Source organism: Sorangium sp. So ce145 (assembly GCF_051525985.1).
In the GTDB taxonomy this organism is placed as follows: Bacteria; Myxococcota_A; Polyangia; order Polyangiales; family Polyangiaceae; genus Sorangium; species Sorangium cellulosum_B.
In genome coordinates, this window is record NZ_CP150315.1 from 7,816,976 (window position 1) to 7,831,595 (window position 14,620).

The 14,620-nt window shown below is 69.4% G+C and carries 12 protein-coding genes; 8 read left to right on the forward strand and 4 right to left on the reverse strand.

The genetic code is table 11. The annotated features are described in order from the left end of the window. The first annotated feature begins 120 nt into the window (after nt 1-120). The 3 genes from WMF34_RS28670 (at nt 121) to WMF34_RS28680 (ending at nt 4,838) form a co-directional block, all read left to right on the forward strand. Complete coding sequence (locus tag WMF34_RS28670) at nt 121-1,488, forward strand: sigma-54 interaction domain-containing protein (RefSeq protein WP_437989794.1); 1,368 nt, start codon at nt 121-123, stop codon at nt 1,486-1,488. An 829-nt stretch (nt 1,489-2,317) separates the two neighbouring features. Then, nucleotides 2,318-3,523: a glycoside hydrolase family 11 protein gene (locus tag WMF34_RS28675; RefSeq protein ID WP_012238181.1), complete on the forward strand. Its 1,206-nt coding sequence runs from the start codon at nt 2,318-2,320 to the stop codon at nt 3,521-3,523. A gap of 547 nt (nt 3,524-4,070) precedes the next feature. Beyond that, nucleotides 4,071-4,838 (forward strand): hypothetical protein, encoded by a 768-nt coding sequence (locus tag WMF34_RS28680; protein WP_437989795.1) that lies wholly within the window; start codon nt 4,071-4,073, stop codon nt 4,836-4,838. Between the two features lie 337 nt (nt 4,839-5,175). Here WMF34_RS28680 and WMF34_RS28685 read toward each other — a convergent pair whose 3' ends face one another. Continuing rightward, nucleotides 5,176-5,538: a hypothetical protein gene (locus WMF34_RS28685; protein WP_437989796.1), complete on the reverse strand. Its 363-nt coding sequence runs from the start codon at nt 5,536-5,538 to the stop codon at nt 5,176-5,178. 127 nt (nt 5,539-5,665) lie between these two features. Between WMF34_RS28685 and WMF34_RS28690 the strand changes: the two genes are divergently transcribed. The 4 genes from WMF34_RS28690 to lysA all read left to right on the forward strand — a co-directional run bounded on the left by WMF34_RS28690 (nt 5,666) and on the right by lysA (nt 9,783). After that, entirely contained in the window at nt 5,666-6,208 is a 543-nt protein-coding gene (locus WMF34_RS28690; RefSeq protein WP_157906966.1) for a hypothetical protein, read from the forward strand. Nucleotides 6,209-6,479: 271 nt separating this feature from the next. Beyond that, nucleotides 6,480-6,701 carry a hypothetical protein gene (locus tag WMF34_RS28695; protein ID WP_012238184.1) on the forward strand — a complete coding sequence of 74 codons (222 nt, stop codon included), beginning with the start codon at nt 6,480-6,482 and terminating at the stop codon, nt 6,699-6,701. 13 nt (nt 6,702-6,714) lie between these two features. After that, nucleotides 6,715-8,271, forward strand: coding sequence for a phospholipase D-like domain-containing protein (locus tag WMF34_RS28700; protein ID WP_437989797.1), 1,557 nt, complete (start codon nt 6,715-6,717; stop codon nt 8,269-8,271). Between the two features lie 204 nt (nt 8,272-8,475). Next, on the forward strand, nt 8,476-9,783 hold the full coding sequence (gene lysA / locus WMF34_RS28705) for a diaminopimelate decarboxylase (protein ID WP_437989798.1): 1,308 nt from the start codon (nt 8,476-8,478) through the stop codon (nt 9,781-9,783). A gap of 54 nt (nt 9,784-9,837) precedes the next feature. On the opposite strand, the gene WMF34_RS28710 is transcribed toward lysA, so the two are convergent. Both WMF34_RS28710 and WMF34_RS28715 read right to left on the reverse strand, forming a co-directional pair. Continuing rightward, nucleotides 9,838-11,541, reverse strand: a complete 1,704-nt coding sequence (locus WMF34_RS28710) for an AAA family ATPase (protein WP_437989799.1) — start codon at nt 11,539-11,541, stop codon at nt 9,838-9,840. Nucleotides 11,542-11,697: 156 nt separating this feature from the next. Continuing rightward, the gene (locus tag WMF34_RS28715; protein WP_437989800.1) at nt 11,698-12,564 is read right to left on the reverse strand and encodes a CPBP family intramembrane glutamic endopeptidase; all 867 of its coding nucleotides are present in this window, start codon (nt 12,562-12,564) and stop codon (nt 11,698-11,700) included. 47 nt (nt 12,565-12,611) lie between these two features. Between WMF34_RS28715 and WMF34_RS28720 the strand changes: the two genes are divergently transcribed. Beyond that, entirely contained in the window at nt 12,612-13,271 is a 660-nt protein-coding gene (locus WMF34_RS28720) for a TetR/AcrR family transcriptional regulator (protein WP_437989801.1), read from the forward strand. Nucleotides 13,272-13,321: 50 nt separating this feature from the next. Here WMF34_RS28720 and WMF34_RS28725 read toward each other — a convergent pair whose 3' ends face one another. After that, nucleotides 13,322-14,281, reverse strand: a complete 960-nt coding sequence (locus WMF34_RS28725) for a restriction endonuclease (protein ID WP_437989802.1) — start codon at nt 14,279-14,281, stop codon at nt 13,322-13,324. Nucleotides 14,282-14,620: the final 339 nt, after the last annotated feature.

Consider the following 14,620-nt stretch of genomic DNA (forward strand, 5'->3'; position numbering starts at 1 on the left):
GCAGGGCGCGTGCCCGCGGCCCGAGCGGCTTTTCCCCGGGCTTTCGCCGGCCTTGTGCGGTCCAGGCAACGCCCCTACGGTGCCGCGCAACGCCATTTCGTCGGCCTCGCTCCGCGCACGATGACCGCCTCCGCCGATCACGCCCTCCTCCTGCTCGCCGACCTCGGCGAGGCCTCGGCCCGCGCGCACACCGAGGCGACGCTCCTCCCCGCGGTGAGCGCCGCGCTCTCGCGCCATCTCCCGCTGCGGCGGCTCGATCTGCGCCGCGGCGCGGCCGCGCCGGGCGCGCCGGAGGTCCGGCGCGGCGCGGGCGGCGAGGCGCTCGCCGTCTTCGCGCTCCGCGACGCGGAGGGCGCCGTCGGCTGCGCCACGATGGCGCTCGGCGGCGGCGCGGCGCTCGACGTCTCGCCCGCCCTGCTCGAGGCGATAGGTCGCCTGCTCGCCGTGGCGCTGCGGCAGGTGCAGGTCCTCGGGCGCGTCGCGGCCATCGCGCGCCGCGCGCAGGGGGAGAAGCGGACGCTCAAGGAGGAGCTCGATCGCGTCGCCCTGCCGAGGGAGATGGTCGCGGTGGGCCCGGCGATGCGGGCGATCTTCCAGCAGATGGTGCCGCTCGTCGCGCGGCAGGACACGACGGTGCTGGTGCGCGGCGAGACGGGCACGGGCAAGGAGGTGATCGCCCGCCGCATCCACGCGCTGTCGCGCCGCGCGGAGCGGCCGTTCCTCGCGGTCAACTGCGGAGCGCTGCCCGAGGGCCTCGTCGAGAGCGCCCTGTTCGGCCACGAGCGCGGCGCGTTCACGGGCGCCACGGCGCGGCACCTCGGGCTGTTCGAGCGCGCGAGCGGCGGGACGCTGCTGCTCGACGAGGTCGGCGAGCTGCCAAGGGCGGCGCAAGCGAAGCTCCTGCGCGTGCTCCAGGAGGGCGAGATCGAGCGCGTCGGCGGCGAGGGCGCGGTGCGCGTCTCGGTGCGCGTGATCGCCGCGACGCACCGGCCGCTCGAGGACATGGTGGCGAGCACCGCGTTCCGCGAGGACCTCTATTATCGGCTGCAGGTATTCCCGATCATCGTCCCCCCGCTGCGCGAGCGGCCAGAGGACCTGGAGCCGCTCACGCGCGTCATCGTGGAGAAGGTGGCGGCGAGCTTCGGCCGGACGCCGCCGCGGGTCAGCGCAGAGTCGATGGCGCGGCTGCGGGCGCACGGCTGGCCGGGCAACGTGCGGGAGCTGGAGAACGTGATCGAGCGGTCGATGGTGATGTCGACAGGAGACGAGCTCATCCTGTCAGCGCCGCTCTCCGCGGCGCCCGGCGCGACAGGGCGCGTGATGACGTACCGAGAGGCGGCTCAGCGCTGCATCGAGGACGCGCTGCGGGCCGCGGGCGGGAAGATCTACGGAGAGGACGGGGCCGCGGCGGCGCTGGGGCTGAAGCCGACGACGCTGCAAAGCAAGATGCGGAAGCTCGGGATCCGGAAGGACGGAGAGAAGGGCTGACGGCCAAGAGGCTCGTCAAACCATGCGACGAGACCCGGTGTGAGAGGCGTGGTCCACATGGTCTCCGGGCGGCTCCGCCATCGCACCGACAGGCCCGGCGATCGAGAGATCGCCGCTCGATCCGGGACGCCCCGGGAACGTCGTGTCAGAGGCGCTGCATCAGTTCGACCCTGACGGTCAGGCGCCGTTCCTCGTGGAGTTTCACCGCAAGACCGGATGACCGAGCTCGGCCGGAGGCCGCTTTTTCTCGAGAGTTCGTCGCTTTTCCGGGAGAGTGTACAAATCTGGGTTCTATCTTCGGACCTACACGCGCAACGTGGCTGGATCTTGCCCTGACCAATACAAACAGCACGCCAAGGCGCTGCCGGGCAAGCCGTGCAAAAGCAAACGCGACTTAGAAAAGAGTCTTGACTTTGCCCTCCTGTTTGTGTGAAGATGCCAATCTCCCTTGGCGATCCGGACCGCTCTCGGCCGGGGGCCGCAGTCGGTTGCAGGATCGTACAGGGGCCTACTCCGGGTGAACCTGCCGGGGCGACTTGCTTCTTGCGGCTACGCGTTCGATTTGTTCTTGCTTTTTCCGAGTTGATGCCCGGCCCCGTCACACGGGGTGTTCACCTGTGAGCATCTGTCCGACAAGCATCGTGATTGCCAGGCATGTGGTCGGCGCAGGCCCGCGGGCGCATCCGTGATCTCCGGATCACGAGCACGTTGGCCGGAAATTTTGAACTTTAACCAAGGGCTCGGAGGGCTCGCGTCTGTCTCGATGGTTCATCGATCCATCTCGAGCAGAGGCCCGCGACTCCGCCGATCCGATCATGGAGAATCTTAAATGCGCATCGTTCCCTTACTTGGCTACCTATCCGCTTCGATCGCGTGCGGCCTGCTGGCGTGCAGCGTCGAGAACATCGTCGACGAGGACATCGAGGCTCTGGAGGGGGCGCTGGACAGCGCGGACCGCTCGATGTCGGCGAGCGTCGCCGTCACCTCGGACTGGGGAAGCGGCTACTGCGCGAACGTGACGGTGAAGAACAACTCCCGCAGCCCGGCGACCACCGGCTGGAACGTCGTCGTCGCGCTCAACGGCTCGACGAAGCCCACCCCGTGGAACGTGAAATTCACGGAGTCGAACGGCCAGTTCAGCGCCACGAACGTGGACTTCAACGGCGCGGTCGGTCTTGGCTCCTCGACGCAGTGGGGCTTCTGCGCGAACGGCAGCGGGCGGCCCACGATCGCCTCGGTCACCGGCTCCGGCGGCACGATCAATGGCTCGAGCTCGGCCTCGTCGTCGAGCAGCAGCTCGAGCTCGTCCAGCAGCTCGAGCTCGTCGAGCAGCAGCTCGAGCTCGTCCAGCAGCAGCTCGGGCGGGGGAGGTGCCGGCGGCTCCGGCGGGTCGGGCGGCTCCGGCGGGTCGGGCGGCTCCGGCGGCTCCGGCGGCGGCAGCACGTGCACGTCACCCAACCAGCAGGTCTGCGCCAATCAGACGGGCACCCACTGCGGCTACACCTTCGAGTACTGGAAGGACACCGGGAGCGGATGCCAGACCAACACGGCGAATGGCTTCAACGTCGAATGGAGCAACATCAACAACCTGCTGGGCCGTAAAGGCCTGAGGCCCGGGTCGAAGAACCAGATCGTGACCTACTCGGCCGACTACCGGCCGAACGGCAACTCGTACCTGGGCGTCTACGGGTGGACGAAAGGCCCGCTGATCGAGTATTACATCATCGACAGCTGGGGCACCTGGCGTCCGCCGGGCGGCCAGGGGTTCATGGGCACCGTCACCAGCGACGGAGGCACCTATGACATCTATCGGACCGAGCGAGTCAATCAGCCGTCCATCGAAGGCACCAAGACCTTCTATCAGTTCTGGAGCGTCCGGCAGCAGAAGCGCACGAGCGGAACCATCTCCGTCGCCAACCACTTCAACGCGTGGGATCGCCTGGGGATGAAGCTGGGGAACCTGTACGAGGTCTCGATGGTCGTGGAGGGCTATCAGAGCAGCGGGAACGCCAGCGTGAACGTGTCGATGAAGTGAGCGCTCGGCCTTGAGCATCGCAGGATGAACGCGCGCGGGATGGCCATCCCGCGCGCCACGCGCCCGGGCTTCTTCAGCCCCAGGCACGACTCCCCACCCATCTGACAGACACGTCCCGGCGCTCCCCGCGACGTCGCAGATCCGCCATGGCGTTGCCATGCATCCGCGGCGAGAGGGGCGTCGCCCGCGCACGCCCCGGTCCTTGCCTCCCCGGCAAGGGCCGGCCGCTCGCCGGCAGCGCTTTCCCGAAGGCCTTCGGGGCGACGTTCGGGTTCCTTCCGGCCATTCTCGCAGGTATGGTCACGCCGGACGTCCTGGCTGCCCTCGTCGCTGACCGCCCGGCACGGGGACCGCCCCCTCCAGGTCAACCAGGCCTCGGCAAAGCAGACCACCACCCGCACCGCGACCTCGATCCCCGAAGGGGAGACCTCATGCCGCCAACCCGACCCACCCTGGTTGATCCCACCGCGCGCCGCGGCCCCCCGGCCTCGTCAGCCCTCCAGGCGAGCTTCAGGCCCGGCCAGATCATCCGCCACGGGAGCTTCCGATGAGAGAACATGCAGCGGTCCGGACGACGAAGCCTCTCGCGACGGCCATGGCCGCGGCGCTCGCCCTCGTGTGCTGGAGCGCGGCATGCAACGCGATCTCCGGGGTCGACGATCTCGACTTCTCGGGCACCGCCGGCGCGACGGGCGGCGGCGCTGGCGGCAGCGGCGGTGACGCGGGCGGCGGCGGCATGGGCGGCACCGGTGGCAGCGGCGGTGACGCGGGCGGCGGCGGCATGGGCGGCACCGGTGGCAGCGGCGGTGACGCGGGCGGCGGCGGCATGGGCGGCACCGGTGGCAGCGGCGGCACCGGTGGCAGCGGCGGCACGGGCAGCGACAACGCTTACGACATCGCCTGTGGGAACGGCAACGTGGCTGTCGGCGTCCACGGCCGGAGCGGCGGCTCGATCGATCAAATCGGCCTGATCTGCGCGCCGCTCGCCAGCGACGGCACCCTGGGCACCGCCTTCCAGACCGTGACCGCCGGCGGCAACGGCGGCGGGCCGGGCAGCGTGATCTGCCCTGCGAGCGAGGTCCTGGTCGGGATCAACATCTGGGTCGACACCCAGGTTTACCGGGTCGAGCTGCTGTGCCAGACGGTCGAGGCGTGGAAGACGGGCGACGGCAACATCCATGTCGGCCCAGGCATCGGCAACGTGCACAGCACAGGTTACGGGGTCAAATGCCCGATGGGGAGCGCCGTCGTTCAGATCACCGGCGACGCCGACGAGTATGTGCACTCCGTGCATCCACGTTGTCTCCCGCTGTGACGGGCGCGGTCGCGGTGAGCGCGGACCTCGCCGCCGTCGCCGCGAGCGCCGTGCGCGAGGGCTGCGTCGGCGAGACGCTCGCCGCGGTGCCGGCGGCCGAGCAGCTCGGTCACGCCCAGGATCCCGCGGTCCGCGCCGCGGCGTCCGCGCCCGCCGCTCCGCTGAGAAGTTTACGGTCCATCTGGACCCGGAAGAACCCCTCCCGAGCTGCGGCGAATTCTGCTAGAGCTGTGAGCCGCGTCGAGCGCGGATCGCGCCTCGGCGCAGCGGCAGTTTCTTAAGATCACCGGCGGACGTGCCGCGCTGCGGCAGCGCGCAGCTCCGGCGAACGGGCCTATCACCCTTCGGGCATCAACATGACTTTCCATCGCGAAATCGCACGCTTCACTTGGGTTGGGATCTCCTGTCTGGCCCTGTCCGCCGCGGCGGCGGGCTGCTCGGACGGCGCAATTGACGCCTCGGAAACCGGGGGCGCGGGCGGCAGCGGCGCGGGGACCGGCGGCGCCTCGAGCGTGAGCTCGGGCACGGGCAATCCCGCCGCGAGCAGCAGCAACGGCAGCACCAGCAACGGCAGCACCACCAGCACCAGCAACGGCAGCACCACCAGCACCAGCAGCAGCAGCGGCGGCGGCGGCGACACGAGCAGCAGCACGAGCACCACGAGCACCGGGACGCCCGAGACGAGCGCCACGTCGAGCACCGGCAGCGGGACACCGACCGGCGGGTGCCCGGCGAGCGCGACGTTCTGCTCCGACTTCGAGGGCGACGGGCTGCCCGAGGGCGCGACCTACCGCCCCTCGTACCAGGCGCAAGATGCGCTGAAGAACATGGCGATCGACACATCGGTCTTCCACGCCGGCTCGCGCGCGCTGCGCGTGAACCCGGGGGCCAGCGGCTACGACTGGAGGATGCTCTCCGTCCCGGCGCCCGGATCGAAGTTCTGGGTCCGGCTCTACGTGCGCAGCAGCGTCGATATCGGCCAGGCCGAGCACAACGCCTATTTCCAGGCCATGACGGGCAGCGGCGAGCCGAACGAGGGCCACAACGTGGAGGTCGCCGAACAGTACTGCCAGATCGTGCTGAACCTGCACGACGCGGTCGTCCTGTCCACGGGCGGCGCCACCCAGTGCGGGAGCGGCGGTGTGAAGCTCCCCAAGGACCAGTGGCACTGCATGGAGGCCTACTTCGACGGCACCAAGGGCGACGTCCAGGTCTACGCCGGCGGCACCAAGATCATCGACAAGACCGGCTGGGACAAGCTCGACTACAAGTCGTTCAGCTTCGGCTACCTCGGCTTCCACGGCCCGGCGCGGACGATGTGGTATGACGATGTGGCGGTCGCGCCGGAGCGGATCGGCTGCGCCCCCTGACACGGCCGAGCGCCGGCGCGTGGGTCGTGCCAGCGCGATGACCTGACCGCCATCGCGCGCCGCGCGACCTCCTTGCTGCGTCTCTCCTGAACACGCACCGCGCCCCGCTCCGGGCACGGCCCGCCGGCGGAGCGGCCCCGAGCGCGCTTGCTCCCTGGCTCCGCCGGCGCCATAGCCGGGGTGGCGAGCGCTCGGCGGACGCGCGCGAGCGCGAGCCGCGGTGACGATGCAAGGACGACGCGACCGCGATCCCGGCACGAAGGTAGATGTGATGCCGTACCTGGTTTTCCGGAATTTCCCCGACAATACACCCATCCCCGATGACTGCTATAGCTGCGACGGCGCGCCGGACTGGGCAGCGTTGCTGGAGTGGATATGCCCCGATCTCTCGCGCGACGAGGCGGAGCGGCTCGCCGTCATCGGCGAAGCGAGCGGGAGCCGGCCCGACGTCGCGGGCCTGAAGCGGCTCATCGAGGAGCACCTGAAGCCGTAGGCGCGCGATCCCGATGAGGAGCGCACGGACGATCATCGATCCTCGTCGCCACACGTGGTGCGACACCCCGGTGGACGACATCGGCCTGCTGGTCGACGCCGACGAGTATTACCCGGAGTTCTACCGGGTCGCGTCCAGGGCGCGGCGGTACCTGCTCCTCGCCGGCTGGCAGTTCGACAGCGACGTCGCCCTGCTCCGGGGCGGGAGGGAGGAGCAGGTGTCGAGCCCGATCACGCTGCTCAAGTTCCTGAACCACCTCTGCGAGCAGAGCCCCGATCTCCAGATCTTCATCCTCGCGTGGGACTTCCACCTCGTGTTCGCGCTCGAGCGCGAGTGGCTCCAGCAGCTCGTCTTCGAGTGGACGAACCATCGCCTGCGCTTCCTCTTCGACGCCACCCACGTCGAGCGCGCCTCGCACCACCAGAAGTTCGTGGTGGTGGACGGCGAGCTCTCGTTCCTCGGCGGCCTCGACCTCTGCGATCACCGCTGGGACGACCGCAGCCACGTGAACAAGAACCCGCTCCGCGTCAGCCGAGGAGAGCCGCACAAGCCGTTTCACGACGTGCAGGCCTACCTGCGCGGCCGCGCGGTGGCGCGGGCGCTGACCGAGATCTTCACCGATCGCTGGCGGCGCGCGGGCGGCGTGGACATGACGCTGCCGGATCTCGACGAGGCCGAGCCGACGTTCCCCGACTACCGGCCCGAGCGCGGCATCCCGCTCGCGGCGGCGCGCGTCACGCTGAGCCGCACCGATCCGCACGGCGCGCCCACCGGCGCCCCGCACCGCACGGAGATACGCGACCTCTTCCTCGACGCCATCGACGCCGCGGAGCGCTTCATCTACATCGAGACCCAGTACTTCAGCTCTCACGTCATCGCCGAGGGGCTCGCGCGGCGGATGCGCGCCGAAGGCCGGCCGCTCCTCGACGTGGTGCTCGTGCTCAACATGGAGGCCGAGACGATGAAGGAGCAGATCGCCGTCGGCCTCTCCCAGGCCAAGGTGCTCGGCGGGCTGCGCGACGTCGCGGCCGAGACAGGCCATCGCCTCGGCGTCTACTACACCCTGCCGGCGTGCGGCGAGGACGAGACCGCCGAGCGCGCCACGTACATCCACTCGAAGGTGATGATCGTCGACGACCGCTTCCTCAGCGTGGGCTCCGCCAACCTGACGAACCGCAGCCTCTCGATCGACACGGAGATCAACGCCTCGGTCGAGACCGACGACCCCGGCGACGCGCTGGGCCGCTCGATCCGCGCGGCGCGCGCGTCGCTCATCGGCGAGCACCTGGGGGACGCCGACTTCGATCGGGTGGACGACCTCGTCGCCTGCCTCGACGGGCTGGCGAGCCCGGCGACCGGGCCGCGCACGCCTGGGAGCTCGTGCCGGTTGAGGCTCCACCCCTCGCCCACGGCGGACGAGCGCGCCCTGCTCGAGGTGATCGACCCGCAGCAGCTGCCGTTCGACCCCGCCGCGGTCGAGGACATCGACCAGCGCCAGGGCTCGCTCTTCGTGGGCGGGCTCGGCGCGCTCTGGCGGCACCTGTTCACCAGCCGGGACCCCGCGAAGTAGCCGCGCGCGAGGCGCTGCGGGCGGGCGCCTGGGACGCGCGGGCGCGGTGGGACGCGCGGGCGCGGGAACCGGCGGCCTTCCTGGACCCCGAGGCAGGGCGCGCCCCTTCCGGCCGAGAGGGGCACATGGTAGGCTGTCCCGCGGAATCGCGAACGGTTTCTTCAGGTTGTCTCTCAAAGTTGAAGCGTTGACGCCACGAGGAGTATGCAAGAGGCAGAGATCAAGATCGGGGGCATTTCGGTCCGCGACCTCGCGGAGCAATACGGAACACCGCTCTATGCCTACGATGCCGAGCGCATCCGGGAGAACTTCCGTCGACTCACGCGCGCGCTGCGCGGCAACTACCCGGAGGTGTCCGTCTTCTATGCCATCAAGGCGTGCAACAACCTGGAGATAGCGAAGCTCCTGGTCGACGAGGGCTCGGGCGTGGACGCCGCGAGCCCGAACGAGATCCGCCTGGCGCAGGCGCTCGGGCTGTCGGGCGAGCGGATCATCTACACGGGCAACAGCCTCTCGGACGAGGACCTGGCCGCGGGGCTGCGCGCCGGGGTGAACTTCAACGTGGATGATCACGGCATCCTGAAGCGCCTGTTCTCGATCGGGAAGCCGCGCTGTATGTCGTTCCGGATCAACCCGAGCGGCGAGGACATCGCGACCCCCGATCTGAAGCCGTTCGCGGGCCCGTCCGCGAAGTTCGGGATCCACCCGCGCCACGTGGAGGAGGCCTATCGCACCGCGCTCGAGAACGGGGTCGAGCGGCTCGGGGTGCACATGATGCCTCACTCGCAGGCGCACAAGCCGGAGAACTTCGCGCACGTCACGGGCAAGCTGCTCGACCTGATCGGCCCGGTGGCCCGGAAGCTCGGCTTCGACCTCGCGTTCGTGGACATCGGCGGCGGGCTCGGCATCCCCTACCGGCGGGAGCAGCCGCCGCTCGACGTGGAGGCCGTCGCCCGCGGGATCGCCGCGATGGTGCGGAAGAAGTGCGCGGAGCACGGCCTGAAGGAGCCGCGCCTCGTCATGGAGCCGGGACGCTACTTCGTCGGGGACGCGGGCTACGTGCTCGGGCGGGTGATCTCGATCAAGCAGGGATACAAGACGATCATCGGCACGGACATCTCGATGAACACGATGGCGCGCCCGGTGATGTACGGCGCTTACCACGAGGTCCGGATCAACGGCCGCGGCGGCCAGACGGCCCCGATGGCGATGACGGGCCAGGTCTGTGAGAACACGGATATGTGGATCCCGGAGCGCGAGTTCCCCGCGGACGTCGCCGAGGGGGACGTGGTCGTCCTGATGGACGCGGGCGCGTATGGCCACGTGATGAGCTACGACTACAACGGCCGGCTGCGGCCGGCCGAGGTGCTCATCGACGGCGGGAAGAGCCGGCTGATCCGGCGGCGCGACACGTTCGAGGACATGGTCTCGCGGATGTGCCTGTCCGACGACATCAAGGAGCGCCTGCGCGCGGCGTCGGGAGAGCCGGCCGGCGCGACCGGCTGCGGCTGAGCGGAACATCGCTGGGGCGCACGAGCCTGCGCTCCACCCCATCGCACCTGAGCTTCACGGCGAGACCGCCACAGGGACGCTCGCCGCCCGCACCACCTTCCCATCGAACGCGACCGCCAGCGCGAGGACCGGCGACGCCCCCGCCGCCCGCAGCTCCGCCGTGTAGTCGTTCCGCCGGATCTGCTCGATCCCCTCATCGAGCGCCTGCTCCAGCGTCCTGCCCGTCCGCGCCACCTTCAACTCGAGCACCACGCCCGGCCTCCCCGGCTGCGCCGGCCGGATGATCACGTCCGGCCGCCCGCGCCCCGACTCGCGGTTCGACCGCACCTGGTAATCCGGTTCCAGCGCCGCGAGGAGCCCCAGCACGAAGCCCTGGATCACCTGCTCCGGATCGGGCCGGCCCGTGTCGTGGTACGACAGCACGTCGGTCGCGAACGCCTGGAGCTGCGCTTCGAAGCGCGCCGCGTCGCCCGCGAGGAGGGCGCCGAGGAGCCGATCGAGCCCGCCGTTCTGCCGCTCGAGGCGCTCGCCGAGCCACCGGCGGAAGGTCGTCGTGTACACGCCACGGACCTCGCGGTTCGGGATCGAGAGCAGGTGCGACGGCTGCTCCATCGGTCCGCGCGAGCGCTTCTCGGCCCTGAGGTATCCCGTGAAGACGAGGAGGCTCCACAGCACCTCGTCGCTCCGGTCGAGCTCCCCGAGCGGCACGCTCTCATCGAGCACGCGCTCGACGCTGCCGCCGTCGAGCAGCGCTGCGAACGCGGGCTCGAGCGCGAGCGCGCGCCGCTCGAGCTGCTCGCGCACCAGATCGTTCGAGCTCGTGTTCACCCAGTAGGGCTGCGGCGCGCCGTCTTCGCGGGAGAGGAAGTTCAGGACGCTCCACGGGTTGTAGACGACGGTGTTGCCGAAGAGATACCCGTTGTACCAGGCGCGCAGCGACGGGAGCCGCTCAAACCGGCCAGACCTCGTGAGCAGCGACTCGACCTCGGGCTCGGTGAACCCGAAGCAGGTGTCGAATTCCGGCGCCAGCAGCGAGTATACAGCCACGTTGTTGAGACCTGAAAAGATGCTCTCCCGGGCCACGCGCAGGACGCCCGTGAGCACGGCCTTGAACAGGTGCGGATTGCCCTTGAGGCCCTCGGTGAGGAACGCGCGGAAGAAGCCGATGACCTGCGCCGCGTAGCCGTGGAGATACCCGGCGTGGAGGGGCTCGTCGTACTCGTCGAGGAGGATGACCACGCGCTCACCGTGGGAGCGGTGGAGATAGCTCGACAGATCGAGCAGCGCTGTCTCGTACGCGATCCTGCCGGCCGTGCCGTCGAGGACTTCGCGGTACCGCCGGGCCTCTCGCTCGCTCAGCGCGCCGCTGCCGAGCAGGTCACGGTGCTCGTCGAACAGACGCGCGATCCTGTCCTGCACGCCCTCCCAGAACGCATCGAAGCTCTCGGCCTTCACGCCCTTGAAGGTCAGGTGGAGCACCGGGTAGCGCTGGAAGTGCGCGCGGTACTGCTCGCCGGCCTGCCAGATCCGGAGATCACGAAACAGCGGGGAGAGATCCTGTGCGCGCCGCTCGAAGAAACAGCGCAGCATGGAGAGGTTGAGCGTCTTGCCGAAGCGCCGCGGGCGCGGGAGCAGGACGACCTCGGTGCCGGGCCTGTCGAGGAGTTCCTGGATCAGGTGCGACTTGTCGACGTATTCGAGCCCCAGCTCGCGGAGCCGGCGGAAGTCGTCGATGCCGATGGGGACCTGGATGCTCATGGTGCCTCGGGCGGGGCGGCGTGCCCTCACGGACGCTACTCCGCCGCCCGTCAGCGGCAAGAGCTCCGAACGGCCTGAGCAGGCAGCCATGCGTCCTGCTTCTCCGCCGAACCCGCCGGCGAAGCGGCGGAGCGGCGGGTGCGGCGGAGCCGCGGATCACCGCGTCCACGTCAGGAGCAGCGCGAAGATGGTGAGATCGGCGGCGACATGCGCCACGTACGGCGCGAGCAGGCCGCCCGCGCGGCGCCGGAGCACGCCGAGCATCACGGCGTAGATCGCCGCCAGGCCGACGCCAACCGCCCCGCTCGGGAAGCCGCGTAGGTGGAGGAGCCCGAAGGCGGCCGCCTGGACGAGCACCGCGGTCCAGCCGGAGGTCGTCACGGCGTCCAGCGATCCGAGGAACACCAGGCGGAAGACCGCCTCCTCGAGGAGCGCGTTGAAGAGCGCGAACCCCAGGCCGCCGAGGAGCAACAGAGGCAGCGAGACGGGCGGGAGCAGGGCCCGCATCTGCGTCAGATCGGGCCGCATCAGCCGGACCCAGAGCACGAGCGCGAGCGCGGAGACGAGGACGATCGCTGCGATCCAGCCGAGGACCGCGGGCCCGAACGAGCCGCGCCGCAGCGGCGGCATCGACGCCCGGAGCGCCGGCACGGCGCGCGCGAGCAGCGCGAGCACGACGAGCGGCGCGGCCAGGGAGAGCGGCCAGGGCGCGGCGAGCCCCACCGCTGTGGGCGCGAGCGTGAGCACCGCCAGGAGAGGCGCGTGGAGCGCCGCCCGGTCTGGTGCGCGCGCGACGACGAGCAGGGAGGCGAGCGCGACGCCGAAGCAGGCCAGGCCGAGGGCGCGATCCGCCGCGGCAGACGGGTACGCGGCGTAGGCGAGCGTCGCGGCAGAGACAGCGCAAAGCCTCGGCCAGCCAAGGCGGGGCGCCCCCACCCGCCCGGCGGCCTCGTCGACCGGCGCCGCGCGAGGCGGCTCGATCTGCCCGACCCGGTCGAGGCGCTCCAGAAGTTGATCTTTCACTCGGATATAGTCGAGCTTTTGCTCAGTTTGTCAAGTACGCTCGGCGCATGGCCACGAAGCGCAAGAAGCCGCCGTCGACCGCGCCCCGCCGGGTGCCGCTGCAGGCGAGGAGCCAGCGGCGCAAGGAGCGGATCCTCGACGCGACGGCGGCGCTGCTCGCGTCGCGCGGGCTCGACGCGGTCACCACGAACGCCATCGCGGCGCGAGCGCGGACGTCCATCGGCTCGGTCTACGAGTTCTTCCCGAACAAGGAGGCCGTGCTCCACGCGCTGACGGGGCGCTATCTGGAGCGGCTACGGGCGCGCACCGAGGCGGCGCTCGCGGAGGCGCCGCCGGGCTCGTGGCGCGCGCTGACCGAGCGCTGGATCGACGCGCTCGCGGCGTTCTACCGGACGGAGCCCGGTTACCGGGAGCTGTGGTTCGGCGTGCAGCTGTCCGGCGCGCTGCTCTCGACGGCCGCGGCGTGGGGGGACGAGTTCTCGGCGCGCGTCGAGGCGATCCTCTCGCCGCTGACGCCGGCGCTCTCGCCCGCCGAGCGGCGGGTCGTCGCGCAGAGCGCGCTGTATATGGCCTCGGCGCTGCTCGCCCTCGCCGCTCAGCGGGACGAGCAGCAGGGCGCGCTCTACGTCGAAGAGGCGAAGAAGGCGGTCTGTCGCTACCTCGCGCCGTACATCGAGCCGCCGTGCCGACCGGAGGAGAGCGCGTGACGTGGCCCTCTGTGCCAGCCACGAGTTAGGCGGCACTTTCTTCCGTCACGTCACAGCATCGGCATCTCGATGAGGACCTTCAGGCGTGCCATCTCCTCCTCCGTCTGCTCTCTGAATACCCGTTGCCCGAGAGCGACGATTAGGTACTTCATCCGGTCATACGCCTTATCCTCATAGACGTCGTAGCCATTACGCAGCCGGCTCATGATCGTTAAACACCAACGTACGTACCACGCCGGGATCACTAGATCCGAAATATCCTCCCATCCAGTCATAACACGCTTACCATGCCACACGGACGAGACCGCACGGTCACACCTCCCTTTGCACGCCCAGTACACGTCGACGATATAATCCTTGCCCCCTTCTCTGCGACGCGCGATCCCCACAAGGGCATCATACGATCTAAGGTGCAACTTCTTGAGAATGTCGTCTCCGCACGCTGCGCAACTTAGCGGCCTGTATTCATCCGTAAGCCTGTGGAGCGGCTTGATCGATCGATAGCTGACGGGGAAGTAGCGCAGCAAAAGGTGAGAGTAACCAATTCTTACGAGGTGATTCTCGATAAGGCGAGCGTCAAAGATCTTGTAGTCGCGCAGATCGTGAGAATCACGAAGCGCCCGAAGCTGGTTTCCGAGCCCGGACGTGGGAGTAGTCGAGTAGAAGCCGAGAAAGCCGTCGGCGCGGAACGCACGAAGCCTCTCCAAGAGATTGATCTCGTCTTTGGGGGACACGGCTCGGCCCGATGATGCGAAGTGCTTACAGCTGACGAGCCATCGAAATGGATATTTACTGTAGGTGCCGGATAGGCGTTCAGATACGAGCAGATCTTTGCCTCCGTCTGCACCACGGTCCGGAGGGGATTCGATGGCGAAGCCTTCCGCGGCGAGAAAATCGCGGGCAAATGCCTCCCAGTCTTCACCAGATGCCTCGACCTCCGAGAAGTCTACGAGCCGCTTTGGGGGCGTGGCCTTCTGGGAAGACTTGGTCGACTTCTTGCTAGCGCTCACGAACTCCTCCGTTAAACCCGACCAACGATCATTCGATAGCACAGTCGATTCAATTGGACCTGGTTCCTCCTGGCGCGCAAAGCATGGTTCGGCCGAACCCGTTCACCCGAGCCCTGCCGAGCTCCCCCCAAGGGTTCCCCCTCTAGCCCCGCTGTCGTTGGTCCGCCTACAGCGCCGCCAGCCTGTTGCTGCCGCGCCCCCCTTAGCTGCCAGCATGTGGACGATACTACAGGGGTCTGTGGCGTCTGTAAGGCCGATCTTCGCGTCTGCCGAGCGCGGTCGAGGAAGGTCTGCCTGGCGCCGAGGAAGCCTCCGGCGAGTGAAGCGGAGCCCCCCGTT